Source organism: Levilactobacillus parabrevis, assembly GCF_044051715.1.
GTDB lineage: Bacteria > Bacillota > Bacilli > Lactobacillales > Lactobacillaceae > Levilactobacillus > Levilactobacillus parabrevis.
The window spans coordinates 1,577,534-1,602,375 of record NZ_CP168688.1 but is presented as its reverse complement, the minus strand read 5'-3'; the positions used below and the strand labels follow the sequence as shown (position 1 = coordinate 1,602,375).

At 50.5% G+C, this 24,842-nt stretch carries 21 protein-coding genes; 19 read left to right on the top strand and 2 right to left on the bottom strand.

Annotated elements, in window-relative coordinates; all coding sequences use genetic code 11:
• The first annotated feature begins 1 nt into the window (after window position 1).
• The 6 genes from ACEPSU_RS07545 to ACEPSU_RS07520 all read left to right on the top strand — a co-directional run bounded on the left by ACEPSU_RS07545 (window position 2) and on the right by ACEPSU_RS07520 (window position 6,870).
• Window positions 2–250 carry an exodeoxyribonuclease VII small subunit gene (locus ACEPSU_RS07545; RefSeq protein WP_020089015.1) on the top strand — a complete coding sequence of 83 codons (249 nt, stop codon included), beginning with the start codon at window positions 2–4 and terminating at the stop codon, window positions 248–250.
• Window positions 240–1,145: a polyprenyl synthetase family protein gene (locus ACEPSU_RS07540; RefSeq protein ID WP_395320936.1), complete on the top strand. Its 906-nt coding sequence runs from the start codon at window positions 240–242 to the stop codon at window positions 1,143–1,145. The genes ACEPSU_RS07545 and ACEPSU_RS07540 overlap by 11 nt, the downstream gene beginning before the upstream one ends.
• A complete protein-coding gene (locus tag ACEPSU_RS07535; protein ID WP_395320934.1) occupies window positions 1,142–1,957 on the top strand; it encodes a TlyA family RNA methyltransferase in 816 nt (271 codons plus the stop codon). The genes ACEPSU_RS07540 and ACEPSU_RS07535 overlap by 4 nt, the downstream gene beginning before the upstream one ends.
• 96 nt (window positions 1,958–2,053) lie before the next feature.
• A complete protein-coding gene (locus ACEPSU_RS07530; RefSeq protein ID WP_020089012.1) occupies window positions 2,054–2,509 on the top strand; it encodes an arginine repressor in 456 nt (151 codons plus the stop codon).
• A gap of 234 nt (window positions 2,510–2,743) precedes the next feature.
• Window positions 2,744–4,459 (top strand): DNA repair protein RecN, encoded by a 1,716-nt coding sequence (gene recN, locus ACEPSU_RS07525; RefSeq protein ID WP_395320932.1) that lies wholly within the window; start codon window positions 2,744–2,746, stop codon window positions 4,457–4,459.
• A gap of 155 nt (window positions 4,460–4,614) precedes the next feature.
• Complete coding sequence (locus ACEPSU_RS07520) at window positions 4,615–6,870, top strand: collagen binding domain-containing protein (RefSeq protein WP_395323326.1); 2,256 nt, start codon at window positions 4,615–4,617, stop codon at window positions 6,868–6,870.
• A 153-nt stretch (window positions 6,871–7,023) separates the two neighbouring features.
• Here the strand turns inward: ACEPSU_RS07520 and ACEPSU_RS07515 are convergent, their stop codons facing one another.
• Entirely contained in the window at window positions 7,024–7,353 is a 330-nt protein-coding gene (locus tag ACEPSU_RS07515; RefSeq protein WP_395320930.1) for a hypothetical protein, read from the bottom strand.
• 415 nt (window positions 7,354–7,768) lie between these two features.
• On the opposite strand from ACEPSU_RS07515, the gene gmk reads away from it, so the two are divergent.
• The 11 genes from gmk (at window position 7,769) to ACEPSU_RS07460 (ending at window position 20,746) form a co-directional block, all read left to right on the top strand.
• The gene (gmk, locus tag ACEPSU_RS07510; RefSeq protein ID WP_020089008.1) at window positions 7,769–8,383 is read left to right on the top strand and encodes a guanylate kinase; all 615 of its coding nucleotides are present in this window, start codon (window positions 7,769–7,771) and stop codon (window positions 8,381–8,383) included.
• A gap of 3 nt (window positions 8,384–8,386) precedes the next feature.
• Window positions 8,387–8,602 carry a DNA-directed RNA polymerase subunit omega gene (gene rpoZ / locus ACEPSU_RS07505; RefSeq protein ID WP_020089007.1) on the top strand — a complete coding sequence of 72 codons (216 nt, stop codon included), beginning with the start codon at window positions 8,387–8,389 and terminating at the stop codon, window positions 8,600–8,602.
• An 85-nt stretch (window positions 8,603–8,687) separates the two neighbouring features.
• Window positions 8,688–9,899 carry a bifunctional phosphopantothenoylcysteine decarboxylase/phosphopantothenate--cysteine ligase CoaBC gene (coaBC, locus tag ACEPSU_RS07500; RefSeq protein ID WP_395320925.1) on the top strand — a complete coding sequence of 404 codons (1,212 nt, stop codon included), beginning with the start codon at window positions 8,688–8,690 and terminating at the stop codon, window positions 9,897–9,899.
• 10 nt (window positions 9,900–9,909) lie between these two features.
• The gene (gene priA / locus ACEPSU_RS07495; RefSeq protein ID WP_395320924.1) at window positions 9,910–12,327 is read left to right on the top strand and encodes a primosomal protein N'; all 2,418 of its coding nucleotides are present in this window, start codon (window positions 9,910–9,912) and stop codon (window positions 12,325–12,327) included.
• 604 nt (window positions 12,328–12,931) lie between these two features.
• Window positions 12,932–13,876, top strand: a complete 945-nt coding sequence (gene fmt / locus ACEPSU_RS07490) for a methionyl-tRNA formyltransferase (protein WP_395320923.1) — start codon at window positions 12,932–12,934, stop codon at window positions 13,874–13,876.
• A complete protein-coding gene (gene rsmB, locus ACEPSU_RS07485; protein ID WP_395320921.1) occupies window positions 13,876–15,219 on the top strand; it encodes a 16S rRNA (cytosine(967)-C(5))-methyltransferase RsmB in 1,344 nt (447 codons plus the stop codon). Before fmt ends, rsmB begins: the two co-directional genes overlap by 1 nt.
• A gap of 12 nt (window positions 15,220–15,231) precedes the next feature.
• Window positions 15,232–15,975 (top strand): Stp1/IreP family PP2C-type Ser/Thr phosphatase, encoded by a 744-nt coding sequence (locus ACEPSU_RS07480; RefSeq protein WP_020089002.1) that lies wholly within the window; start codon window positions 15,232–15,234, stop codon window positions 15,973–15,975.
• Entirely contained in the window at window positions 15,975–18,017 is a 2,043-nt protein-coding gene (gene pknB, locus ACEPSU_RS07475) for a Stk1 family PASTA domain-containing Ser/Thr kinase (RefSeq protein WP_395320920.1), read from the top strand. The genes ACEPSU_RS07480 and pknB overlap by 1 nt, the downstream gene beginning before the upstream one ends.
• 489 nt (window positions 18,018–18,506) lie before the next feature.
• Window positions 18,507–19,403: a ribosome small subunit-dependent GTPase A gene (rsgA, locus tag ACEPSU_RS07470; protein ID WP_020089000.1), complete on the top strand. Its 897-nt coding sequence runs from the start codon at window positions 18,507–18,509 to the stop codon at window positions 19,401–19,403.
• A 12-nt stretch (window positions 19,404–19,415) separates the two neighbouring features.
• Window positions 19,416–20,069, top strand: a complete 654-nt coding sequence (gene rpe / locus ACEPSU_RS07465) for a ribulose-phosphate 3-epimerase (protein WP_020088999.1) — start codon at window positions 19,416–19,418, stop codon at window positions 20,067–20,069.
• Window positions 20,069–20,746: a thiamine diphosphokinase gene (locus ACEPSU_RS07460; RefSeq protein ID WP_020088998.1), complete on the top strand. Its 678-nt coding sequence runs from the start codon at window positions 20,069–20,071 to the stop codon at window positions 20,744–20,746. Before rpe ends, ACEPSU_RS07460 begins: the two co-directional genes overlap by 1 nt.
• A 722-nt stretch (window positions 20,747–21,468) precedes the next feature.
• Here the strand turns inward: ACEPSU_RS07460 and rpmB are convergent.
• Window positions 21,469–21,654: a 50S ribosomal protein L28 gene (rpmB, locus tag ACEPSU_RS07455; protein WP_020088997.1), complete on the bottom strand. Its 186-nt coding sequence runs from the start codon at window positions 21,652–21,654 to the stop codon at window positions 21,469–21,471.
• 239 nt (window positions 21,655–21,893) lie between these two features.
• Here rpmB and ACEPSU_RS07450 point away from each other — a divergent pair, with 239 nt between their 5' ends.
• Window positions 21,894–22,256: an Asp23/Gls24 family envelope stress response protein gene (locus ACEPSU_RS07450; RefSeq protein WP_395320919.1), complete on the top strand. Its 363-nt coding sequence runs from the start codon at window positions 21,894–21,896 to the stop codon at window positions 22,254–22,256.
• Between the two features lie 32 nt (window positions 22,257–22,288).
• On the top strand, window positions 22,289–23,980 hold the full coding sequence (locus ACEPSU_RS07445) for a DAK2 domain-containing protein (protein ID WP_020088995.1): 1,692 nt from the start codon (window positions 22,289–22,291) through the stop codon (window positions 23,978–23,980).
• Window positions 23,981–24,842 lie beyond the last annotated feature (862 nt).

The window sequence follows — 24,842 nt, the reverse complement described above, 5'->3', positions numbered from 1 at the left end:
CATGAGTGAAGAACAAAAACCAACCTTTGAAGAAAATTTAACGACTTTAGAAAATATCGTTGCTCAGCTGGAACAGGGAGACATTCCCTTGGAACAGGCACTCTCGCAATTTCAGAAGGGTGTAGCGTTAAGTAAGGACCTGCAGAGTACCCTGCAAGGGGCCGAGAAGACCTTAGCTACGATGATGGATGATAACGATCAAGAACAAGCTTTCGAGACGCCACAAGGGGGCACAGGTGATGCCGATTGATACGCGGCTAAAACAATTTGAAACGACTTGGGTGCCACGGCTAAATGCACCGTTACAAGCGGCCATCGATCAGGATAGTGGTGACCCGCGGTTGGCCGAAGCTATGGCTTATTCCGTCATGGCTGGTGGCAAACGATTGCGGCCATTGTTGACGGTCGCTACATTACAAGCTCTGAATGTTCCGTTTGATGAGGAGCGTGATTGGCGGCCAGTCATGGCGCTGGAGCTGTTGCACACCTACTCTCTGATTCACGATGACTTGCCTGCAATGGATAATGATGATCTCCGTCGCGGGAAACCCACCAATCACGTCAAATTTGGCGCGGGGATGGCGACGTTAGCTGGGGATGGTCTCTTGACGCTCGCCTTTCAATGGCTGACGGCAACGGATCTTCCGGCGATGACGCAGGCCCAGTTGGTGCAAACTCTGGCCGTTGCAGCTGGGCCTGGTGGCATGGTTGCGGGTCAGGCCAAAGATGTGCAGTCCGAACACGTAGATTTGCCGCTGGCTAAGTTGCGTGTGCTCCATCGTGAGAAGACCGGGGCCTTACTCCACTATGCGGTGCAGGCTGGATTGATTATTGGTCAAGCGCCACAAGCGCAGTGGACACCGTACCTGCAATTTGCCGATGCCTTTGGGCTGGCTTTTCAGATCTACGATGACATTCTCGACGTGGTTGGTACGGCTGCCGAGCTGGGCAAGGCCACACAAAAGGACGCTGGTGAAGCCAAGAATACCTATCCGGGTAAGCTGGGCTTAGCAGGAGCCAACCAGGCGTTGATCGACACAATTCAGACCGGTCGGCAGGCGTTAGCCGCCTTGCCCGCCGGTGAGGGGCGTGACCTCTTGGCGTCATTTTTCAGTTACTTTGATACGAAACGGGTGAAGGCATGAAGAAGAAACGCGTTGCGGATTTATTAGTTGAACAGGGCTTGTTTACGTCGTTAGACGAGGCGAAGCGTGCCGTTATGGCGGGTGAAATCCTGGGAACCAATGAGGAACGACTGGACAAGCCGGGCTCGATGATTCCGGCGGATACGGAGCTTCATTTGAAGGGCCATCCGTTACCCTACGTCTCACGGGGCGGTTTTAAGCTTGCCAAGGCACTCGATGTCTTCAAGATCGATGTGACTGACCGGGTCGTCTTAGATATTGGGTCATCAACCGGGGGCTTTACTGATGTGATGCTGCAGAACGGTGCCAAGCTCAGCTATGCTTTGGATGTCGGCAGTAACCAGCTCGTTTGGAAGTTGCGTCAGGACCCCCGGGTCATCGTCATGGAGCATACCAACTTCCGCTACAGTAAGTTAGCCGACTTTACCAGCGGCCAGCCCACGTTCAGCTCAATCGACGTGTCCTTTATCTCGTTAAAGATGATTTTGCCACCGTTGAAAAGCATTATTGCCGTTGGTGGCGATGTGGTTGCGCTGATCAAGCCACAATTCGAGGCGGACAGAGCGGATGTCGGCAGTCACGGCATTGTCCGCGACCGCGCCGTTCATACTGCCGTGGTGCAACGAATTATTGACTTTGCGGTAGCGACTGGCTACAGCGTCCTGGGGTTGGATTTCTCTCCAATCAAGGGTGGCGAAGGCAACATTGAATTTCTGGTGCATTTACGCTCGGTTGATAAAAATGCAGTCTGTGCAAGTGCGGTTTCCGTTGAACGGACGATTGATGCTGCCTATGAGGGCCTGAATCACTAGTTTATGAGAAAATTATGAGAATTTGCTTTCCAAATACTTAGGTCTGGTATATGATAAGATTATGCATTTTTTATCAGAGAAAAAGGGGGGCCAGGTATGAAGAAGCAAGAACGCCAGCAATTACTCAAACGCTTATTAACCTCACGAGAAATCGAACGGCAGGAGGATTTCGTCCATCTCCTGGAAGCCGATGGCATTCATGTCACGCAAGCGACGATTTCACGGGATATTAAGGAGATGCAGCTGGTTAAGCTGCCTGCCGAATCGGGTGGGTATCGTTACAGCCTTCCGGTCCAAAAGAAAATTGATACGCAGAAGAAGTTGCAACGGACTTTGCAAAACGCCTACGTCTCCTTCGCCGTGCAGGGTGAGTTTACCATCCTGAAGGTGTTGCCAGGTAACGGTCCGGTGATTGCTTCACTGCTGGATCAGATGCGCTATGAGTTCGTGTTTGGCACGGTCGGTGACGATAGTTCCGTGCTGACCGTTTGTGTTTCCCATAAGGGCGCACTACAATTAGAAGAGACGATTGACCGCATGATTGCGGACTAAGAAACCGACCACGACTGACCGACCAGCACAGTGCTGACGAAGCAGCTGTGGTCGTTTTAGTCTAGGTGAGTAGTTGACTGATTCCTGAACTTTTGCTGGCTGGGTCGTGTTCTGGCTGAGAAAGTTATAAAATAGAGTCTGTAGACTGAAAATATACAGTCATTTAATATTCAAAAATCACGTATAAAATTAACGAGAACGAATATATTTGCTTTAAATTTGGGAGGCCAGAACGTGTTACAGGAGCTGTCGATTAAAAATTTTGCCATTATTGATCAACTGGATGTGGCCTTTAAAAATGGCATGACGGTCTTGACCGGGGAAACAGGTGCCGGGAAGTCGATTATTATTGATGCCGTAGGTTTACTGGCTGGCGGTCGAGGCTCGGCCAATTTTGTGCGGACGGGTACCGATAAGGCCATTATTCAGGGGAGCTTTGTTTTTCCAACCGGCGGGACGACCTACCGGGTGTTGGATGAACTGGGTATCGATCATGATGACGGTAGCGTCATTCTCCAACGGGAGATTCACGCCAATGGGCGCAACACCTGTCGCGTAAATGGTATGTTAGTTAATACCAATACTCTGAAGAGAATTGGTGAAACGGCGGTCGATATCCACGGTCAGAATGAGCACCAGGAGTTAATGCAGCCGGACAAACACTTGGGGATGCTCGATGAGTTCGCTGGAAACAAGGTAGCCAAGTTACGTGAGGATTACACGCAGAAGTACGCAGCGTACACGCAACTCAAGGCGACATTGGAGAGTCGGCGGGCCAACGAGAAAGAATGGGCCCAACACCTCGACATGTTAAAATTTCAGGTCAACGAGATTGAAACGGCTCAGTTGCAGGCTGGCGAAGAAAATGAGCTGGTGGCAGAACGTGATCGGTTAGATAATTTCCAAAAAATCAATGACGCTCTTCAACAGACACAGGTTATTTTAACCGGTGAGGAGACCAGTGCCGGCGCGAATGACCAGATTGGGAGCGCCATGCAGTCGATGCAGGCCATTGCTGACTTTGATCCGGCATTTAAGCAGATTGCATCGAGTCTGGAGACGGCCTACTACGCGTTGAGCGATGCCGTGGGGGATGTTTCCTCGCAGCTGGACTTGTTGGAATGGGACGAGGGTCGTTTGGATGAAATCGAACGGCGTCTGGACGTCATCAATCAGTTGAAGCGCAAGTACGGCGACTCCGAAGAACAAGTACTCAGCTACTACGACAAGATTGCTGCCGAGCTCAAGCAGATGCAGTCAACCGATGAGACGGCGGATGACCTGGAAGACCGGGTTGCTAGTCAAGAGTCTGTGCTGTTGAAGTTGGCGGAGAAGCTGAGCAAGGCTCGGCAGGAGGCAGCTAAGCGCTTAGAAAAAGCCATTCACGGTGAATTGGCCGATTTGTATATGGATAAGACCGTCTTTGCCGTGCATTTCACCCGTTCTAAGACGCAGTCACTGATGAGTACGGGGTTAGATCACGTGGAATTCTACCTGCGGACCAACCCGGGTGAAGCCATGCGACCATTAGCCAAGATTGCGTCCGGTGGGGAACTGTCCCGGATCATGCTGGCATTGAAGACCATCTTCTCTGAGTCGCAGGGCATTACGTCAATTATTTTTGATGAAGTCGATACCGGTGTCAGTGGTCGGGTGGCTCAGGCCATCGCTGAAAAAATCAGTGGGATTGCTCAGGCGTCGCAAGTGCTCTGCATCACGCACTTACCACAAGTTGCCGCGATGGCGGATCACCACTACTTCATTGCCAAGCAGGTCGTCGCAGACCGCACCGAAACTTCCCTAACACGTTTAGACGAATCTAGCCGAGTGGATGAATTGGCTCGGATGTCGGCAGGAACTCAAGTCACGAAGCTTGCGTTGGAACACGCACATGAATTGTTGAAACTAGCCGATGAGGTCAAGGATTCTCATCACAAAACTAAAAACTAGTAAGTGTATAATAAAGGCCGTTATCAGGTGATTGATAACGGCTTTTATTATTGTGTGCAACTTAGTTTAATGCTATTACAAATTACCCCTTAAATTAGATTGAAGATTGATATATAATTGATTTACTAAACGAAAACGGTGTAGAGGTGCGGTTCATGTGGAAAAGGATTGGAATTTTAGGATTTAGTTTGTTAGTTGGGCTACTATTTTTAGTGGGTGGTGGCCAATTAAGAGCAAACGCTGCCGATTTGACTGAAGACGTGAGTGGAAGTGTCTCGGCACCGGCCAAAATTATGGAAAGTGGTGTGACTAATCCAGTCTTGCCTGACACGGATTTACTCAGTAGTCAAGACTATATGTTGACTTATAACTGGGGAATCAAGGATGGAATAGTTATTCACAGCGGAGACTATGTTAAGGTTCAATTACCCAAAACTGCAGTTTATGATAATTTTATGACCAAGCCCATTGACGTCAAGCTTTCTGGAAGTAGTGACGCCGTGGGTACGATGGCACTTGATCCAACGAATAAACAACAGATGATTATTACTTTTAACAATGTTCTAGAAAACACTAATACAGGACGAAAAGGGACAATTAACATTCATGTTCATGGGACTGAAGCTGGTGGTTCAGGAACTGGTGGTACGAGTGCCTCATTGATAAGAAAAAATGGATGGCCGATAGATACTTACGCGTTGGATAAAAATGAAAATCCGCAATATATTGTGTGGCAAATCGTTGTCAATCCGGATAGCAAGAATTTAGGTGATGTGACGCTAACGGACCAAATTGGTCCTCACATGACTTTTTATCAGAATGCTGACGATGCGGATGATCGCTTTAATTTGACAGCAAAAGTTGATGATGTTGAACTTCCATCAGATGATGTTGAAACGACTGCTTCTGGTTCAACTGTCGTCATAAAATTAAAAAATGTAACGCATAAAGTGGATATTCTTTACTATGCAAAAATCGATGCTCAGTACTTTGACAATTACAAGTGGGGTAACTTCAGTAATTCAGTTGGGTTGAGCAGTACATCTGGAGGTGGAGATACCGCAACAGATCCTGGAGCGGCAGATGGCGTTCCAGCTAACGAAAGTGTCATGAAGAATTATAGCTGGGGTGCGGCGGCCGATATTGATGGCTGGTATACAGGCTCGTTTGAATTAACGAAGACGGCCTTTGGCGATCCTACAAAAGGGTTGGCAGGTGCAACGTATGACCTACAAAAGTTGTCCGATACTGGGGACTGGGAGAACTACCAGACAGGATTAGTGACCGGTGCTGATGGTAATTTGAAGGATACAACCCTTGAAACTGGTACGTATCGGTTGATTGAAACGGCTGCGCCAGATGGCTACCTCTTGAACAAAACTGATAGTCCGGCAAGTACGGCAGTTACGCCTCAGCAGTTTACCGTTTCTGCTACCGATGGGGATAAGGTCAATATGTTAACACAGAGTGATAGTCCAAACGCGGTTACATTAATTAAGAGAGATCCCTCCGGTAATCTTCTCAAGGGGGCCACGTATCGATTAGTCAAGGGAACGGCTACCGGTCCTGATGAAAGTTCAGTTGTAAAAGATAATTTAGTTACAGATGCCAATGGTCAGGTTACGGTCAGTCAGCTAGCGCCTGGGACTTATTACTTTGAAGAAACGGTTCCTCCTGATGGATACGATATAAATAAGGACCCTGCTAAGGTGACCATCACAAATACGGACACGACTGTGCAAACAGTGAAACAAACGGATACACCTAAAACAAATAGCTCAAGCAGTTCAAGTAGCTCAGACAATTCGAGTGACTCAAGCAGTTCAAGTGGCTCAGACAGTTCGAGCAACTCAAGTAGTTCAAGTAGCTCAGATAGTTCGAGTGACTCAAGTAGTTCAAATAGCTCAGATAGTTCGAGCAACTCAAGTAATTCAAGTAGCTCAGATAGTTCAAGCAACTCAAGCAATTCAAGTAGCTCAGATAGTTCAAGCAACTCAAGCAGTTCAAGCAACTCAGACAGTTCAAGCGATTCGAGCAGTTTAAGTAGTTCAGACAGTTCCAATGACTCAAACAGCACCAGCGATTCCGATTCTTCCGATAGTTCTGATAGTACCAGTGATTCCAGCAGCTCCAACACCGGTTCCACGAGTACGTCGTCCACTAAAGCCAAGCGCACGACAGTAGCTAACGTGGTGTCCAGCAACTCTAGTTCTACCACGCCACGTAACGGTGGAACCGCAGCCGGCACAACGGCTAACACGGTTTCTAAGACCTCTAAGCATCACACCAATGGCAACAGCTATCTGCCACGGACTAACGGGCAACGTAGCTTGTTAGCCATGTTGGTTGGCTTCTTAATCCTGGGATTGAGTCTCGCTGCTTCACAGTGGCGGAGAACTCACGCCAAGTAATAAGTAATTGTACAAAACTGACCTCATTCAGGTAATCTGGGTGAGGTCAGTTCTTCTATACTAGAGCGATTCATTTCGGAGTAGAAAAAAGTCCCAGTGGAGAGCTTATCGTAAACCTGAGCTGTTCCAGAGGGACTTTGTGATTTTAAATTTTTACTGGGCACGTTGAACCGAACGCAAGAGACCGGGGGTAACGATGGTTGTTAAGGCCCGACTTTGCTTGAGGATGAGGTGACCAGCGGCGTCTTCTTTCAGATGGCCGATGACCGTGGCAGGGGCCACATCCGTAGCGGCTTTAAATTGGAGTCGGACTAAGTAGTGTCGGTCGAGTGCTTGCTGAATAAAGTAGTTTAATTGGAAGGCGGGCATCTGCGGATAAACGACTTGGCCATTAATCACTGGCAAGTCACTGAAGAGTTCTTTGTACGCGGTTGCTACCCGATCAGACAGGGCAGTCGTGCCATTAGTAATTAAGTTTTGCATGCTGATCACCTCGAACGTTTGTTTGTATTTTCATTATACGAACGCGTGTTTGATATTGCAAGCCTTTTTTCTCGCAATTTGCGATTATCTTAATCTTTCAGGTGGTTAACGAGTCGCTAAACCAGTGATATCAGTGGCTTGTGATCCTGACATGACTTTTTCTGTTCTGAATATTAGTGATAACGGGTTAGACTTTAGTGTGGAAATGGTTGATGACACCCCGAACAGCTGTTTTAAGCGCTGAACCGGAACTTTTTCAACGTTTTCGGTGCTAAGGGGAGTATTTCTTCCTAAATAGTGGTAATATAGTAACCTATAGATTATAGCTGAAGTCAAAGATGATTGACTTTAAACGACACGGTGGCCAGTGGTGACGGTGTCATAATTAAATTTTTATTGAAGGGATTTTTAAACGATGGCTAAACGTGGAATGCTCATTGTGCTTTCAGGTCCATCCGGTGTTGGTAAGGGAACGGTGCGTAAGGCATTGTTTGAGACCGGCGCGACCGACTTTTCTTACTCCATTTCGATGACAACGCGGAAACCGCGTGAGGGTGAAGTCAACGGTGTCGACTATTACTTCGTCTCCAAAGAGGAGTTTGAGGAGAATATTCGGACCGGACAGATGCTGGAATACGCCAAGTATGTTGACAACTACTATGGCACCCCGTTAAAATATGTTAATGAGACCTTGGATCAAGGCAAGGATGTTTTCTTGGAGATCGAAGTCAACGGTGCCATGCAGGTTCGGGCAAATTGTCCCGATGCCGTCTTTGTTTTCTTGACGCCGCCTGACTTGATGGAATTGAAGCACCGGTTGATTGGTCGGGGAACTGACGCCATGGACGTCATTAACAAACGAATCAAGAAGGCCGTTGGTGAAATTCAAATGATGCGCAACTACGACTACGCCGTGGTAAACGACGAAGTCAACAAGGCAGTTGATCGGATTCAAATGATTATTCGCAGTGAACGGTTACGGGTAACCCGGGTCATGCCGGATTACGAACAAATGATTGGAGACGAATAAATAATGCTACTTTATCCCTCAGTTGATGATTTATTGGCACAAGTGGATTCACGGTATTCTTTGATTATGTTGGCTAGCAAGCGGGCACACGAACTCGATGCCGGCGCTAAGCCACTGTTGACCGACTACAAGTCGCCTAAGACGATTGGCCGGGCCCTCGAAGAAATTGCGGCCGGTGCTTTAATGATCGATCCGGACGAAAAGGATTTGAACGCCTAACACGGGCATTTCAGAAAAGACCAGGTTGCCGTTGGGTAATCTGGCTTTTTTTAAACCATTGGTAAAATGCGAACGGAGGGAAAGTATGTTTGAAGGGAAACATGTGACGTTAACCATCAGTGGGAGTGTCGCAGCTTATAAGGCCGCGACACTTGCCCGCGCGCTTCAACGTGCCGGGGCAACCGTACGAATCGTTTTGACCCAGGCCGCCGCAAAGTTTGTGACGCCTGCGACCTTTGCAGCCCTGACCAAGCAACCAGTGCTGACCGATGCCACCTGGTGGCGCGACGACGGTCAAATTGCGCACGTCGAGTTGGCCGATTGGACCGACCTCGCCATTGCAGCGCCGGCATCCGCGAACCTAATGGCCCAGTTTGCTAACGGCCTAGCCGATGACGTAGCAAGTGCGACCTGGCTTGCGACCAGTGCACCCAAGATTGTGGTGCCAGCCATGAATAACCACATGTGGCAGGCCGCCGCGACCCAACGCAACCGGCAACAACTCATTGCTGATGGCGTGATCGTGTTAAAGCCGGCCACCGGCGCCTTGGCCGAAGGGTATTCTGGAACGGGACGCTTCCCGGAGCCCGCCGAAATTGTCCGTCAGATCAGTCAGTTGGCCCTCTTCACACCGCAAACGTTGCAGGGAAAGTCGGTCATCGTCACGGCCGGAGGGACGCGTGAACGTCTCGACCCCGTGCGTTTCTTAACCAACGACTCGTCCGGTAAGATGGGGTACGCCGTAGCGGCGGCCGCCCAACAAGCGGGAGCCAACGTCACGCTGATTACTGCCCCAACGCGGCTGACACCACCCGCTGACGTGACTGTCGTGCCCATCCAAAGTACGACGGACTTGGCGAACGCTGTCTTAACACGTTTTCCTAAGGTGGATGCGCTCGTGATGGCCGCAGCCGTGGCGGATTTCCAGCCACTGACGACTGCCGATCAGAAGATCAAGAAAACCAAAGATAACGATGAATTAATTTTAAAATTGAAAAAAACGCCGGACATTCTGGCTGAAGTCGCGAAAATTAAGCGTGCGGATCAGGTGACGGTGGGCTTTGCTGCGGAAACACAGAATTTACTTGCTAACGCCCAGCACAAGCTCGAAAGTAAGTCGTTAGATCTCCTAGCTGCCAACGACGTTTCTCGGGCGGACATCGGCTTTAACAGCGACGATAACCAGGTCACGTTCATTCAAGCAGACGGGGTCAGTGATCAGACGCCCAAGACCAGTAAAACCCGGATTGCGGCGGCACTGGTCGCCAAACTCGCAACAATTTTAGCAACGAAATGAGGTGACAACCATGGCCCAGATTGGCCAAATTTTAGTGGATGTTCCAACCATGCAGACGAACGACCCGTATTCCTACGCGATTCCGACCGAGCTGGAACATCAGGTACAGGTGGGGATGCGTGTGATCGTGCCGTTTGGCCGTGGTCACCGCCTAGTCTCCGGCGTAGTCGTTGGGTTGAGCGATGTCACCAGCTTTGATGGCAAGCTAAAGCCGATTGAAACGGTCCTCGACCTTGCTCCCGTTTTAAACACGGAGTTACGTCAGCTGGCCGATTGGTTGGCAACCGAGACTTATGCCTTTCGGATTACCTGTATTCAAACGATGCTGCCTAATCTATTGAAGACCCAGCCTAAACGGCAGGTGCAACCAACGACCACGCTGACTCCGGGTGAGATGGCTACGTATTTCCCAGAAGGCGCCCCGCGCGACTTCGATGCCACGAAGCTCGATGATGCTACGGTTGCTGGTCTGCTGAAGCTGCAACGGGCGGGTAAAGTCGAGGTCGTCTACGAGGTCAAGGATAAAGCAGCTGCCAAGACGACCACTGGGATCACGCCAGCGCTGACGTCGGCTAAACTCCAAGAAATTGCCGGTGAGGTGGCTAAACGGGCACCCAAGCAAGCTGAACTATTAGCCTATTTGGCACAGATGTCAGCGGATAAGGTCGTTGCGCAAGCTACCGTCGCGAAACAAGCCGGGGTCACCCCCGCTGTCATCGCCACGGCCGCGGATAAGGGGTGGTTGACTAAGAGCACGCTCGAAGTCTATCGCGATCCCTTTCATCAGCCAGTCACACCGACCCAGCCTTTAAAATTGAATTCGGAACAACAGGTGGCGGTGGACCGTATCACGCAAGCCATCGATGGTCAAAAGTCCGAGAACTTTCTAGTCGAAGGCGTCACTGGGAGTGGGAAGACGGAGGTCTACCTGCAAAGCATCGCGCAAGCCCTGCAACAGGGACGCACGGCGCTAATGCTGGTGCCCGAAATCGCCCTTACCCCGCAGATGGTCAACCGAGTCAAGGCCCGGTTCGGCCAGCGAGTGGCGGTCCTACACAGTGGTTTGTCTAAGGGTGAACAGTATGACGAATGGCGGCGCATCGACCGTGGCGAGGCCACAGTAGTCGTTGGTGCCCGTTCCGCCGTCTTTGCCCCGGTTGAGAATCTGGGCATCATCATCATGGATGAGGAACATGAAAGTAGTTATAAACAGGATGAAAATCCGCGGTATCACGCCAGAGACGTGGCGCTTTGGCGCGGTCAGTATCACCATTGCCCAGTCGTTTTAGGCAGTGCGACACCGTCGCTAGAGACGCGGGCCCGGGCGGCTAAGGGACTGTATACCCGATTGGTCCTTTCAAAGCGGGCCAAGGCGCAACCAATGCCCACCGTTCACATTGTCGATATGCGTGAGCAGTTGAAACAGCAGGGCGATAGCGACTTTTCCGAACCCCTGATGACGGCTATTCAGGAACGACTCGACCGTCACGAGCAGATTGTTTTGATGCTCAACCGGCGGGGGTACTCGTCGTTTGTGATGTGTCGGGACTGTGGCTTTGTCTTGAAGTGTCCGAACTGTGACATTTCGCTGACGCTCCACATGGATACCCACAGCATGAAATGTCACTATTGCGGGCATGAAGAGGCCATTCCACGCGTGTGTCCCAACTGCCATAGTAAGAAGATTCGCTACTATGGGACGGGAACACAAAAGGTACAGCAGGCGTTGGAAAAGTTACTGCCTACTGCGAAAATTTTGCGGATGGACGTGGATTCCACACGGCGTAAGGGTGCGCATGAACGGATTCTTCGGCAATTCGGCGAGCACAAGGCTGATATTTTACTGGGGACGCAGATGATTGCCAAGGGACTGGATTTTCCTAACGTCACGCTGGTCGGGGTGTTGAACGCCGATACTGCGCTGGGGTTACCGGATTTTCGGGCCAGTGAGCGTACGTTCCAGCTGTTGACGCAGGTCAGTGGCCGGGCCGGTCGGGCAACCAAACCTGGCGAGGTCTACATTCAGACGTTTAACCCGGACCACTACGCGATTCAGTTGGCGCAGAGCCAGGACTACGAACGCTTTTTCGTGACGGAAATGCACATGCGTCATCAGGGGAGTTACCCGCCGTATTACTTTGCGGTGCAGCTGACGGCCAGTCACGAAGAGGAAGCGGTGGCGGCAAAAGCCATGTATCAGATTGTGGATGCGCTGAAGCAGGGTCTCAGTAAGAATGCCATTATTCTCGGCCCCACACCCAAGGCGATTGCGCGGGTCAAGCGGAAGTATTATTATCAAGTTGTGATTAAATACAAGCAGGAACCACAGCTGCGGCCGGTGCTGGAGCAGATCCGACAGGCGGCACAGGTGCCGGCGCGTCACGGTCTCTCCGTCACCATCGATTCCGAACCCATGAATTTCATGTAGTTGGTTGCCGGCTTTCTGGTAGACGATGACCGACGCCTTACCGGTGGGCTCGTAGATACTGGAACGTGGTGGGCACAACTTTAAGCCCCACAGAAAGCGTGGGTCTTAAAGCTTGGCCTTTGTCTAAGTGGCAAGAACCGTGCCACTAAGGCAAACGACACCACTGAGCATCTACGAGCCCACCTCACGGCTTAGGTAGGTCGTTGTCGATCACAAAGCGGACTGGCAACAGTTACATGAAATAGGTGCTCGGTCGCTTCTCCCGTTTAATAATAATCACTTTATGGTAGAAACTATTCTGGGATTTGTTGGAAATCTCTCCAGAGAACCCTTACACAATAAGTTTTCTATCTAATTTGCCAAAGGTGATAGGGAATGGGCGCCCAATCTGATATGATTGAGGTGGACTGACAAGTGGGGATGCTCTGGTTGTGTTTGATGGCAAAGAAATGAGACGATCGGCTAATCGTATTGCTAATAATCTTGTGCGAGTAGTTTCAGCCTATGTTCATTGCCTGATAAGACGTGATCGATAGCCATGTGACTTGTCGAAAGCAGTTTAAAATAATTCAAAAGAAATAAAACCAAGAAAGTATGGTGTACGATGACTTCAGTAATTTTTATGGGAACGCCAAAATTTTCGGCGCCCATTCTGAGCAGTTTAATTGAAAAGGGCTACGATGTCTTAGCCGTAGTGACCCAACCGGACCGGCGTGTGGGCCGGAAGCACGTGCTGACTGCTTCTCCCGTGAAGCAGGTTGCCGTGGCACACGATATCGAAGTGCTCCAACCCCAAAAGATCTCCGGTAGTGACGAAATGGCACGGGCCATTGAATTATCCCCCGACCTGATCGTGACGGCGGCTTTTGGACAATTCTTGCCAACGAAGCTGCTTAAGGCGGCGAAAGTGGCAGCCGTGAACGTTCACGCTTCCCTTTTACCGAAGTATCGTGGCGGCGCTCCGGTTCATTACGCCATCATGAATGGCGACAAGGAGACCGGGGTGTCCATCATGTTTATGGAAAAGAAGATGGATGCCGGTGCTGTCTTGGCACAGCGGGCAATTCCGATTACCGACCAGGACGACGTGGGCTCCATGTTCGATAAATTAAGTGACCTGGGTCGCGACCTCCTATTGGAGACGTTACCGAAGTTGCTGGCCGGTGAGATCACGCCGGTTCCTCAGGACGAGGACAAAGTCAGCTTTTCACCGACTATCAAGTCCGATGAAGAACGGATCGACTTGAATTTGAGCGCCCACATGATCGACTGCAAGGTTCGTGCTTTGCGGCCAGCGCCAATCGCTCATATTTTCTTGAACGGCGTGCGGACGAAGCTATGGGACGTCACTGTTTTGGACGAGACGACCGAGATGGCACCCGGTTCACTGGTTAGCCACGACAAGCACCACTTGGCGATTGCAACCGGGGACCATGGCGTTTTAGCGTTAAATGAGATTCAACCCGCCGGTAAGCCGAAGTTAAGTATCACCGACTTTCTGAACGGAACTAGCGATGCACTGACAATTGGCGAACAGGTGGCTGAATAATGACGAAAAATACAACTCCCCGCGCTCTGGCTGTAGAAGCACTGACACGTGTGGCCAACGGGGCTTACTCAAACTTACAATTGGAAACAACTTTAGAGAGTCACAACTTGAGCGACGTTGACCGTCGTTTCGTGACCAACTTGGTCTATGGGACTATCCAACATCAATTAACGTTGGAATACTATTTGGCAGGCTTTGTGAAGCCTAACCAAAAGGTCTTGCCATGGGTCAAGATGACGTTATTGGTCGCCTTATATCAAGGGCTTTACTTGGATCGGGTGCCGAAGCGGGCCATCTTTAACGAAGCCATTCAATTGGCCAAGGACCGGGGCCACGAAGGAATCCGGCGTTTTGTGACCGGCGTCTTGCACGCTATGGATCGTCAGGGCCTACCTGACGTCAGCGAGATCAAGGATCCCGTGAAGCGGTTAAGCCTGACATACTCCGTGCCAGAATGGCTAGTCACGGCGATTCAAAAGCAGGTCGGTGATGAGAAGGCCGTCAGCATTTTAGAGACCATCAATCAACCAGCCGCACAATCCGTTCGGGTTAACACGGCAGTGGCTACGGTTGAAGAGGTCGAACAGTCCTTAAAGGATCAAGGCTACACGGTAACGCCTAGTGTTGTTGCTGGCAACGCCTTTCGTTTGACCGATAAGGCAGCAAACCAAAGCAATGTATTTGAAACGGGTGAGTTGACGATTCAAGATGAGAGTGCGATGTTACCCGTTGAAGCGTTACAAGTCCGTCCTGGCGATCAAGTGCTGGACGCCTGTGCCGCTCCTGGTGGGAAGACCACCCAAATCGCTGCTTTACTCGATGCCCATTCCGGTGGGAAGGTTACGGCGCTGGATCTGCACCCTAAGAAGGTCACGTTGATCGAAAAGAATGCGGACCGGATGCACGTGAGCGACCGGGTTGATGCCGTGGCGCTCGACGCCCGGAACATCAACGACCGGTTCCCTAAGAAAGAATTCGACCGGATCTTGGTCGATGCCCCTTGTTCCGGACTGGGTCTGATTCGTCGGAAACCAGAAATTCGTTACGAGAAGACACCACAAGACATTCAACAACTGCAAAAGGTGCAATTGGGTATTCTGGATGCCGTTAGTGAAAAACTCAAGCCTAACGGGATTCTGGTCTACAGTACCTGCACGATTTTGGATACGGAAAATGCGGACGTCGCAGCCAAGTTCTTGGAAGCTCATCCCGACTTCGAATCCGTTCGTGTAGAGACACAATTAAAGGTCAAAGATGACCGGAGCACGGACACGTTAGCCATCTACCCGGATGATTTTGATTCGGATGGTTTCTTCGTGAGTGCATTTCGTAAGAAAAAGTAGGGGTGACGGGCAATGAAAGTGGCATACCGAACGTCAATCGGCAAGCAACGCAATGATAATGAAGATTACGTGGATGTTTACACGAACCTGGCGGGGCAACATCTCGCCATTATCGCTGATGGCATTGGTGGTCATCAGGGAGGCGACGTGGCGAGTGCCATGGCCGTTTCCCACCTGGGTCACGAGTTCGAACAGACTGACCTGACCACGCCGGCTGCGGCGCGTACCTGGATCACTGGGGAAATCACCGCGGAAAATCAGTCGATCATTGACAAATCTAATCAGTTTGCCGACCTGAACGGCATGGGCACGACCCTCGTTGCCGCGCTCTACTTTACGGAAGAAGTCGTCATTGCCAGTATCGGCGACTCGCGAGCTTACCTGCTTCGTGACCGCCAATTTCGCCAGCTGACCGAGGACCATTCCTTGGTCAACGAGCTGGTCAAACGGGGCGAGATCACCAAGCAAGCCGCTCAGCATCATCCCCAAAAGAACGTCATCATTCGTTCACTGGGAATTTCGACCGACGCACGCTTTGACCTCAAGACGTACCCGCTCGTCACCGGCGATCAATTGTTGCTGTGTACGGACGGTCTGACCAATATGGTCTCTGATAAGGAGATTCAGGAGGTCCTGCTGAGCAAACGGACCACTGCGGAGAAGTGTGACCGCTTGATTGAGATGGCCAACGCTGCCGGTGGTTTGGACAACATCACTGTTCTGATTATCGCGAACCTCGACAGGGAGGTGAGCTGATGCGCACGGGTTACACGTTAAACGGCCGTTACCGCATCATTCGCTCCCTGGGCGAAGGTGGAATGGCCAACGTTTACTTGGCACATGACTTGATTTTGGACCGTGACGTCTCCGTAAAACTATTACGGCTGGACTTGCGCGATGACCCCGGTACCGTTCGGCGGTTCCAGCGTGAAGCCCTCGCCGCCACGGAGTTAGTCAATGATAATATTGTTCAGGTTTACGATGTCGGGGAAGAAAACGGCATGCAGTACCTGGTTATGGAGTACGTGGAAGGGACCGACCTTAAGGCCTACATCAAGAAGCACTTCCCGATTGCCTATCAGGAAGTCATTCAGATCATGGAACAGATTCTCAATGCCGTGAAAACGGCGCATGAGCACAACATCATTCACCGGGACCTCAAGCCGCAAAACATTCTGATCGATGAGAATCGGGTCGCTAAGATTACCGACTTCGGGATCGCCGTGGCTCTGTCCGAACACAGCCTCACGCAGACGAATACGGTTCTGGGCTCGGTCCACTACCTGTCGCCTGAACAGGCGCGTGGGGGGATGGCAACCAAGCAATCCGATATCTATTCGTTAGGGATCATTCTCTACGAATTACTGACGGGAACGGTGCCCTTCGAGGGTGAAACCGCCGTATCGATTGCACTGAAGCACTTCCAATCGGAGATTCCATCGGTCAGAGACATTGACCCACGGATTCCGCAAGCGTTGGAAAATGTGGTCTTGAAGGCAACGTCGAAACGGCCGGCCGACCGTTACACTGATGTGGCGAGTATGGCGGATGATCTGGCGACGTCGTTGTCACCTAAACGAGCCGGCGAGTTACGGTTCACACCGGCGGAAAATGACGACGGCGAGACGAAGGTGTTGCCAGCCAGTGCGCTGAGTGCTGCGGCAGTGCCTCACGCCATCGCCAAACCAGTGGGTGAAGAATCAGCTGAAGCGGCCACCAAGGATGCGACGGCGGCCGATGATCAGTCGACGGGGAAGAAAAAACGCAAGAAGTATCGGCATCCTCGGCGACGTAAATTTTTGATTGCGGGCGGCATTGTCTTCCTGGTCATTCTGGGAATCTTCATTGGGGTAGCGTTGTTCCGGCCACAGATGACCAACGTGCCTAACGTGATTGGTGACCAGGAGACGGCTGCGCGTAGTGCGTTAGTTTCCGCTAAGCTCAAGGTGGGGACCGTGCACAAGACGTCGAGTGATAAGGTGAAGATTCACCGGGTTGCTCGGACGGAACCACGCTCGGGAACCCAATTGAAACAAAATACGGTGGTTGACCTGTGGATCAGTACTGGTCCGAAGCGTTATAAGCTAGATGATTATCAGGGGGACTCGTACGCTAGCACGGCTGCTAAGTTGGAGGCGTTGGGTTTCACGGTGCACCGAGAATCGGTCCACTCGACCAGCGTTCCTGCCGGTAAGATCATGCAGCAGAGTGTCTTAGCCGGTAAGAGCGTAGTGCCAAGCAAGACCGACATCACCTTCACGGTCTCCACGGGATCGGAAACGGTCACGTTGGCCGATCTGACTAATAAGACTAAGCGACAAGCTCAGAGCTACGCCACGAATCATAACCTGAACCTTGCCTTCCAGTATGCTTACTCGAGCGACGTGGCTAAGGGCCGGGTCATTCGGCAATCGCCGGGTGAGGGGGCCGTTGTCCAAGAAGGTGACGAAATCACCCTGACTGTGTCGCGTGGTACGCAGAGTGAGAGCAGTTCTAGTGTCGATGAGTTCAGCGTGAACGTTAAGATTCCATTTGACAGTGGTTCAACCGATGACGAGAGCGAAGGCGACGATGAGTCCTCAAGTAGCACGTCATCCAGCAGCAGTGACAGCAACTTGGTTCAGATTTACTTGAAGGATCAGGACCATTCACTAAGCTCGATTTACAAACAAATGACGATCACGGCGGATACAACCGTCACGTTGCCATTTGCGGTAGCATCGGGCAAATCTGGGGCCTACAAGGTCGTCAGAGATGGTCACGTGGTCGCTTCAGATAATCACGTCACGAAAAATTAAGGAAAAAACCTGCATTTATAGCTCAGTTCTTTTATAATAATAAAGGACTGAGTTTTTTGTTACCAAATTTTCAAAGAAAGCGGGCAAAGGAAACCTTGCAACCAGTTGCCTGCTGGATGTGTATTTGTTTAAGTGGTTTCGCAGGTTTAAAACGACTGGCCGGTTTACCTGGCATTTTTGCACGTTAAATCAGTGTCAGCCGTGAGGGCGGTGAGCAAGTGTAACCGCAGGAGGTCAGGGATGTAGCCGGCCGTGACAGCGGTGTTGTCTGGCGTTCTTTGCCAGACTACAGCGCGGGACGAGCTTTAAGACGGGTGAACTTCGCGGCTTAAAGTCGAGGCAAAAGACCGTTCTTAGGCTTTTGCCGGTCCCCACAGCAGGCGGAATTCCTGACAGCCGAAGGTGACTACTTTCACCGCCCGGTAAGGCGAACTGTTTGAAAGCGCCAAATGCAAGGAAACATTGGAAAAAAGAATAAGGAGGTGCTGCATGTCAGAGGGACAAATTCGTCAATCACTGAGCGGCTTTTACGACGTCTTCAGTGATGGCGAGCTGTACCGGACCCGTGCACGCGGGAATTTCCGGAAACGGCGAATTACGCCGCTTGTTGGGGATCGCGTACAGTTTGAAAGCTCATCACCCAAGGAAGGGTATATTTTAGAGATTCTTCCCCGGGATAACGCGTTGACTCGGCCACCAGTGGCTAACATCGATCAGGGTGTCGTCGTGACGGCGGTAGCGTCGCCCGAATTTTCCACGAACCTACTGGACCGGCAGTTGATTGCCCTGGAGATCAGCAACATCACGCCAGTCATCTACTTCACCAAGACCGACTTGATTCCTGACGAACGTTATCAGGAATTCGAGACGTTGGCGGCGGGGTACCGGCAGATCGGTTACGATGTTTGCCTGACCCGCGAACCCTTTGCGGAGAGCGGTTTGGATGAGTTGCGGGGCTTGTTGGCCGATAAAGTCACGGTCATTATGGGCCAGACCGGTGCCGGTAAGTCAACGTTACTGAACCATATTTCACCGGACCTGACGTTAGCGACCGGTGAGATCTCAACGGCCTTGAATCGGGGGAAACATACGACCCGGAAGGTCAGTTTGATGCCCGTTGCGGGTGGCCTAGTGGCGGATACGCCAGGATTTTCATCGTACGACACGTTGACCATTGGTTACCGCGAGTTGGGGCAATACTTCCCCGAGTTCGCGTTGGCTTCACGCGAGTGCCGGTTCCGCGGGTGTGTTCATCTGAACGAGCCCGGTTGTGCGGTCAAAGACGGCGTTGAAGCCGGTCAATTCATGCAGAGTCGTTATGACACATATCTGCAATTACTCACGTTGTTAAAGAATCAAAAACCTGTTTACAATAAAAAGAAATGAGGAAGAGAATTTATGATTAAAGTAGCGCCATCAATTTTAAGTGCAGATTACGTCAATTTACAACCAGATATCGAAATGGTTGACAAGGCCGGTGCCGAGGTCTTACACATCGACATCATGGACGGTAACTTTGTCCCAGCATTGTCATACGGTCCCGGTTGGGTCAAGGCTATTCGTCCAATCACGAAGATGGTCTTAGACGTGCACATGATGGTTCAAAACCCAGAACGTTACGTTGACGACTTTGCCAAGGCCGGTGCCGATATCATCGGGGTTCACGTCGAAGCAACGCCACACATTCACCGGGCCTTACAAATGATTCAAAACGCCGGTGTGACCCCAGAAGTTGTTATCAACCCTGGGACGCCCGTTTCCGCTATCGAACCCGTCTTAGACATGGTCGGCCAAGTCCTCGTGATGACGGTTAACCCTGGCTTCGGTGGTCAGAAGTTCTTACACAGTACGGTTGAAAAGATTGCGCAACTCGATGCCATCAAGAAGGCTAAAGGTTACGACTTTGATATCGAAGTTGACGGTGGGGTCAATGACAAGACGGTCGTTGACTGTGCCAATGCTGGGGCAACGGTTGCCGTAGCTGGGTCTTATGTTTTCAACGCCGATGACCCGGTTGCGCGTATCAATGCCTTGAAAGCAGCGACGAAATAGTGCCACGGGGCGGAACGTTCAATCTCCTCGTGGGTGGGCCCAAGGCTGAATGGCCGGACGACCTGCGTGCACGGAAAATTGACGGCTCCTGGATTGGCGTTGATCGGGGGACGTTACGGTTAATCGATCAGAATATTCAGCCAGTGGCAGCGATTGGCGACTTTGACTCCTTACAAGCACCAGAACTCCAACGGGTTCGGCGCAACGTGAAGGATATTCGCCAGTCACAGCCGGAAAAGGACTACACGGACACCCAGCTCGCTGTTTCGGTCGCGTTAAACGACTACGGTGCCGATAAAATCGACATCTACGGTGCGACGGGTGGCCGGCTAGACCATTTCTTGGCAAACCTCTTTATCGTGCTCCAGCCGGAGTATAAGCGGTATGCCGGTCGAATTCGGTTGATTGACAAGCAGAATACGATTTCGTTTTATTTGCCGGGGCATTACACGGTGGAGAAGGAAGCCGATAAGAACTATTTGGCCTTCATTCCACTGACGCCCATTGACCATTTGAGTCTGACTAATGAAAAATACCAACTCCACAACGAGCCAATTCCGTACCCAATTTCTTTCGCCAGTAACGAGTTCGTGGGCGGATCGGGCGAGTTCCAATTCGACACGGGCCTATTATGTGTCATCCAAAGCTGCGATACTTATGAGGCGCGGCACGAATAACTTGGTTTAAGGCAGACTGGTTTTGCCGCCTGCGGCTACCAGGACTGCGCCTGCTGTGGGGACCGGGAAGAACCAAGCGCCCGGCCTAACACCATCGACACAGCTGGCGCCATCCTGGCCTCCTCCGGCTCACCATTACTAGAGCTGTGTAGTTATTCGCCGGATTTCATGGGCTGTCGCTAAGTGTGGTAGATTTCGTGCCATGCTGATGCTTGTGGTGACTAAACTTTGTAATTTATGATAATCGTCGCCTTACTAGAAAATTTCTAGTGGGTGACGATTTTTTGTTTTGACCCGTTAAACATCTTCCTACACTTACTACTAATGCAAAAATCGTAGAATCTGTCTCATTTTTTTAATTGAATTGATTAAATTTTTTTGCGTTTAGGACTGATTTTTGCGTGGTAGTAGGGGATAAGGGACAAAAAAATCGCCTCAAATTTCGAAGCGAATCATCAGTTTTAGTGATTGCCGGAAACTTGACGCGATTTGACGTGTTAATAAAAATTTGGAAGAGACTATTTGAAAAAGGCTAAGCGTAGAGCACACTGATGAAATCTGATCCCATAACTTTCACATTTTTGAAATGAGAACGAGCCGTCGCGTGACGGTTTTCACAACAAATGGGCTCTTGAAAGAGGTGGCATCGAATGTACGAAAAAAGCGAGGGGCACAGGTGAAACCTGCACTCCTCGCTATTTCGTTTAACCGTGTCCGTTTAACTAGACGCGGGTTACCTTACCTGATTTCAAGGTCCGAGCAGAAATCCAGACCTTCTTTGGCTTACCGTCCACTAAGATGCGAACCTTTTGTAAGTTCGGCTTCCAAGCGCGACGACTTGAATTCAAAGCGTGAGAACGCTTGTTACCGAAGCGCGTCCGCTTGCCGTTGATAAAATCCTTTGCCATGGCGTAAACCCTCCTTTGTTAATTCATTCATTACTTTTATAAAAAAGCAGTGCTTTTTACTCACCTGACTAATTTACCATACTCTTTTGCGGAACGCAATGTTTTCTTTCAAGGAAATCTACTTGACACCTATTTCCCCTCACAACGTGCTTTTCAGTCATCCTATTTCTATTTTGGGCGCGGTTGTGGTAAGATTAATTTCTGTTAAGATTGTATATCCAGATAAGGAGGCTATTTCCATGGCCGTAAAGATTAAGACTCAATACGGAACAATTGATATTACCAATGAAGTGATTGCGACCGTTGTTGGGGGTGCCGCGACTGATAATTATGGTGTCGTGGGCATGGCAAGCAAAAATCAGATTCGAGACAATGTAAATGATATCTTACGGCGGGAGAACTACGCCCGCGGTGTGGTCGTTCGCCAAGAAGAAAATGGCGTGGCCATTGATGTTTACGTGATCGTTAGCTACGGAACTAAGATTTCCGAAGTTTCACGTAACATCCAATCTAAAGTCAAATATAACCTGGAAACGATGCTGGGGGTTACTGCAAACTCAGTAAACGTCATTGTTCAAGGGGTGCGGGTGTTGGCTGATTAGCCAGACGTACTGAAATCAAGGAGGATACTTAGTTGAAAGTAACAGAAATTACTAATCTTGAGTTTGGTAAGATGGTCCAAGCCGCATCGCAAAAGCTAAACCAGAATGCCGATTTTATTAATTCATTGAATGTTTTCCCCGTTCCTGATGGGGATACTGGAACCAACATGAGTCTGTCACTGCAGAGTGGGGCCAAGTACGAACGCGAAGCCGATACCGATGCTGTGGGGGCTTTATCAACGGCTCTAGCCAAGGGTTTACTGATGGGTGCGCGGGGAAACTCCGGCGTTATCCTATCCCAGATCTTCCGGGGCTTTTCTCGGAAATTGGCGGATAAGCAAACCCTGACGGCCCAAGACTTAGCTGATGGGTTCGCAGCTGGCGCAGAAACGGCGTACAAGGCCGTTATGAAGCCAACTGAAGGAACTATCCTGACGGTTGTCCGTGAAGGTGCTCAGGCCGGCCTAAACACCGCTAAGAAGTCCGATGACATTTTAGCAGTGATGGATGCCGTCTACGAAGCTGCTAAGGCAGCCTTGGCAACGACGCCAGACTTACTGCCTGTTTTGAAGCAGGTCGGCGTGGTTGATTCCGGTGGTCAAGGGTTGACGTTTGTGCTCGAAGCTTTTAACGACTCATTAAATGGTCGTGTGGCTGAAGAGGGCGACTACAAGCCTGACGATGCTGAAATGGACGAAATGATCGATGCTGCCCACCATCAAAGTGTGCAGGGTAAGCTCGATCCCGAAAGCATCAAGTACGGTTACTGTACTGAAATCATGGTCCGAATCGGCCGTGGGAAGCAAATCGAACACGACTTTGATTACGATACCTTCTACAAGTACCTCGCTGATTTAGGGGATTCTTTGCTGGTTGTGAACGATGACGAAATCGTCAAGGTCCACGTCCACACGGAGCATCCTGGCAAGGTCATTGCTTGGGGCCAAGAATTTGGTGACCTCGCAAAGGTTAAGGTTGACAATATGCGGATGCAACAGGAAACCATCATGGAACATGATGAAGAATCTGCTGGAGCAGCTGCACCAGTGGCCGAAGCCGAAGCACCTGCTGATACTGCCATTATTGCCATCGCTGCCGGTGACGGTCTCGCTACGCTCTTCAAGAGTCTGGGTGTGACTCACGTGGTTAACGGTGGTCAGACCATGAATCCAAGTACGCAGGATATCGTTGACGCCATCAACAACAGTAAGGCCAAACGGGCCATTGTGTTGCCAAACAACAAGAACATCTTCCTGGCTGCTGAACAAGCCGCTCAGGTTGCCGATGTTCCAACGGTTATCGTCCACTCAAAGACGGTTTCTCAAGGGATGACGGCTATGTTGGGGTATAACCCAGATGCCGAGTTGGATGACAACCAAGCTGCGATGGAAGAAAACTTAGCCGCCGTTAAGAGTGGTCAAGTGACCCACGCCATTCGGGATACCGAGTTGGATGGGTTTGACATCAAAGAAGGTAACTTCATGGGAATCGTCGATGGCACCATCAAGGTGACCGATGCCGACTTGCTAAAGACGGCGGTCGCTACGGTGAAGGCCATGCTCGACGATGACAGTGAAATTGTCACGATTATTTACGGGACTGACACGACCGAAGACGTTGCAAACCAATTGCAAGCGGCCGTTGAAGACTTAGATGATGAATTAGAAACGGAAGTTCATGATGGGGGCCAACCGGTCTATCCATTCTTGATTTCTGTCGAATAGCATTACCACCAAAGGGGTCCAGGACGATTGTCCCGGTCCTCTTTCGCGTTACGGGTCTACAACGCTTAGATGCGTGATCCGTTGTCACCTGCGGCTGCCAAGGGTTCCGCCTGCTGTGGGGACCGGGAAAAGCCTGAAAACCGGTCTTTTCCCTCGACTTTAAGTCACGAAGAACACGTGTCTTAAAGCTCGTCCCATGGTGTAAAGGCCGGGGAAATCACCCAGCCTAACACCATCGGCACGGCTGGCTACCCCCTTGGCCTCCTCCGGCTCAGACGGATCGTTCACGTCCAAGCATTGTTGATCCAACTGAACTGTTCAGTAGAGTCATCTGGATATGGTTGAAAGTATTCAGGGCCTTGAAGCCTCGAAAACCACGAGTCTTCAAGCGCGTCCATGGTGTAAATTGGCCCAAATCGCCAGTTAACACCATCGTCACAGCTGGCTACATGTCTAGCCTCCTCCGGCTTAAACTGTTTTTTCACGACACTAAGTCGCGTTGCGTGGAAGACGGAGGGCAATCATGTTGGACCATTCAGTAATCAGTCGGAAGTGTTTGGTAGTATTCAGCTAATCTAACTGTTTTCAGCCTTTGACGTCTGACAAGTAAGGCGTAAAATTAAAGTATTGAATAGCGTGTTGTCAATGCGGGATGCGTTTCATGGGAGCAATATACCCAGTGATATTGATAAATCGAATGTCATGGTTAACGATTACGTTAGCCGGAGGAGGTCAGGGATGAAACCAGCCGTGACGATGACCTTAGCTGGCGCTTCTTGTCAGGTTAGGTCATGGGACGAGCTTGGAGACGTCTGAATTTTGACGGCTTCAAGTCGAGGGCCAAGACCGTTCTTTGGCTTGG

Coding starts and splice junctions, on each gene's coding strand:
- pknB (WP_395320920.1), top strand. CDS start 15,975: ATGCGCACGGGTTACACGTTAAACGGCCGTTACCGCATCATTCGCTCC.
- fmt (WP_395320923.1), top strand. CDS start 12,932: ATGACTTCAGTAATTTTTATGGGAACGCCAAAATTTTCGGCGCCCATT.
- ACEPSU_RS07540 (WP_395320936.1), top strand. CDS start 240: ATGCCGATTGATACGCGGCTAAAACAATTTGAAACGACTTGGGTGCCA.
- ACEPSU_RS07480 (WP_020089002.1), top strand. CDS start 15,232: ATGAAAGTGGCATACCGAACGTCAATCGGCAAGCAACGCAATGATAAT.
- rsmB (WP_395320921.1), top strand. CDS start 13,876: ATGACGAAAAATACAACTCCCCGCGCTCTGGCTGTAGAAGCACTGACA.
- rsgA (WP_020089000.1), top strand. CDS start 18,507: ATGTCAGAGGGACAAATTCGTCAATCACTGAGCGGCTTTTACGACGTC.
- gmk (WP_020089008.1), top strand. CDS start 7,769: ATGGCTAAACGTGGAATGCTCATTGTGCTTTCAGGTCCATCCGGTGTT.
- rpoZ (WP_020089007.1), top strand. CDS start 8,387: ATGCTACTTTATCCCTCAGTTGATGATTTATTGGCACAAGTGGATTCA.
- ACEPSU_RS07515 (WP_395320930.1), bottom strand. CDS start 7,353: ATGCAAAACTTAATTACTAATGGCACGACTGCCCTGTCTGATCGGGTA.
- rpe (WP_020088999.1), top strand. CDS start 19,416: ATGATTAAAGTAGCGCCATCAATTTTAAGTGCAGATTACGTCAATTTA.
- ACEPSU_RS07520 (WP_395323326.1), top strand. CDS start 4,615: ATGTGGAAAAGGATTGGAATTTTAGGATTTAGTTTGTTAGTTGGGCTA.
- ACEPSU_RS07535 (WP_395320934.1), top strand. CDS start 1,142: ATGAAGAAGAAACGCGTTGCGGATTTATTAGTTGAACAGGGCTTGTTT.
- ACEPSU_RS07450 (WP_395320919.1), top strand. CDS start 21,894: ATGGCCGTAAAGATTAAGACTCAATACGGAACAATTGATATTACCAAT.
- ACEPSU_RS07530 (WP_020089012.1), top strand. CDS start 2,054: ATGAAGAAGCAAGAACGCCAGCAATTACTCAAACGCTTATTAACCTCA.
- coaBC (WP_395320925.1), top strand. CDS start 8,688: ATGTTTGAAGGGAAACATGTGACGTTAACCATCAGTGGGAGTGTCGCA.
- ACEPSU_RS07545 (WP_020089015.1), top strand. CDS start 2: ATGAGTGAAGAACAAAAACCAACCTTTGAAGAAAATTTAACGACTTTA.
- rpmB (WP_020088997.1), bottom strand. CDS start 21,654: ATGGCAAAGGATTTTATCAACGGCAAGCGGACGCGCTTCGGTAACAAG.
- priA (WP_395320924.1), top strand. CDS start 9,910: ATGGCCCAGATTGGCCAAATTTTAGTGGATGTTCCAACCATGCAGACG.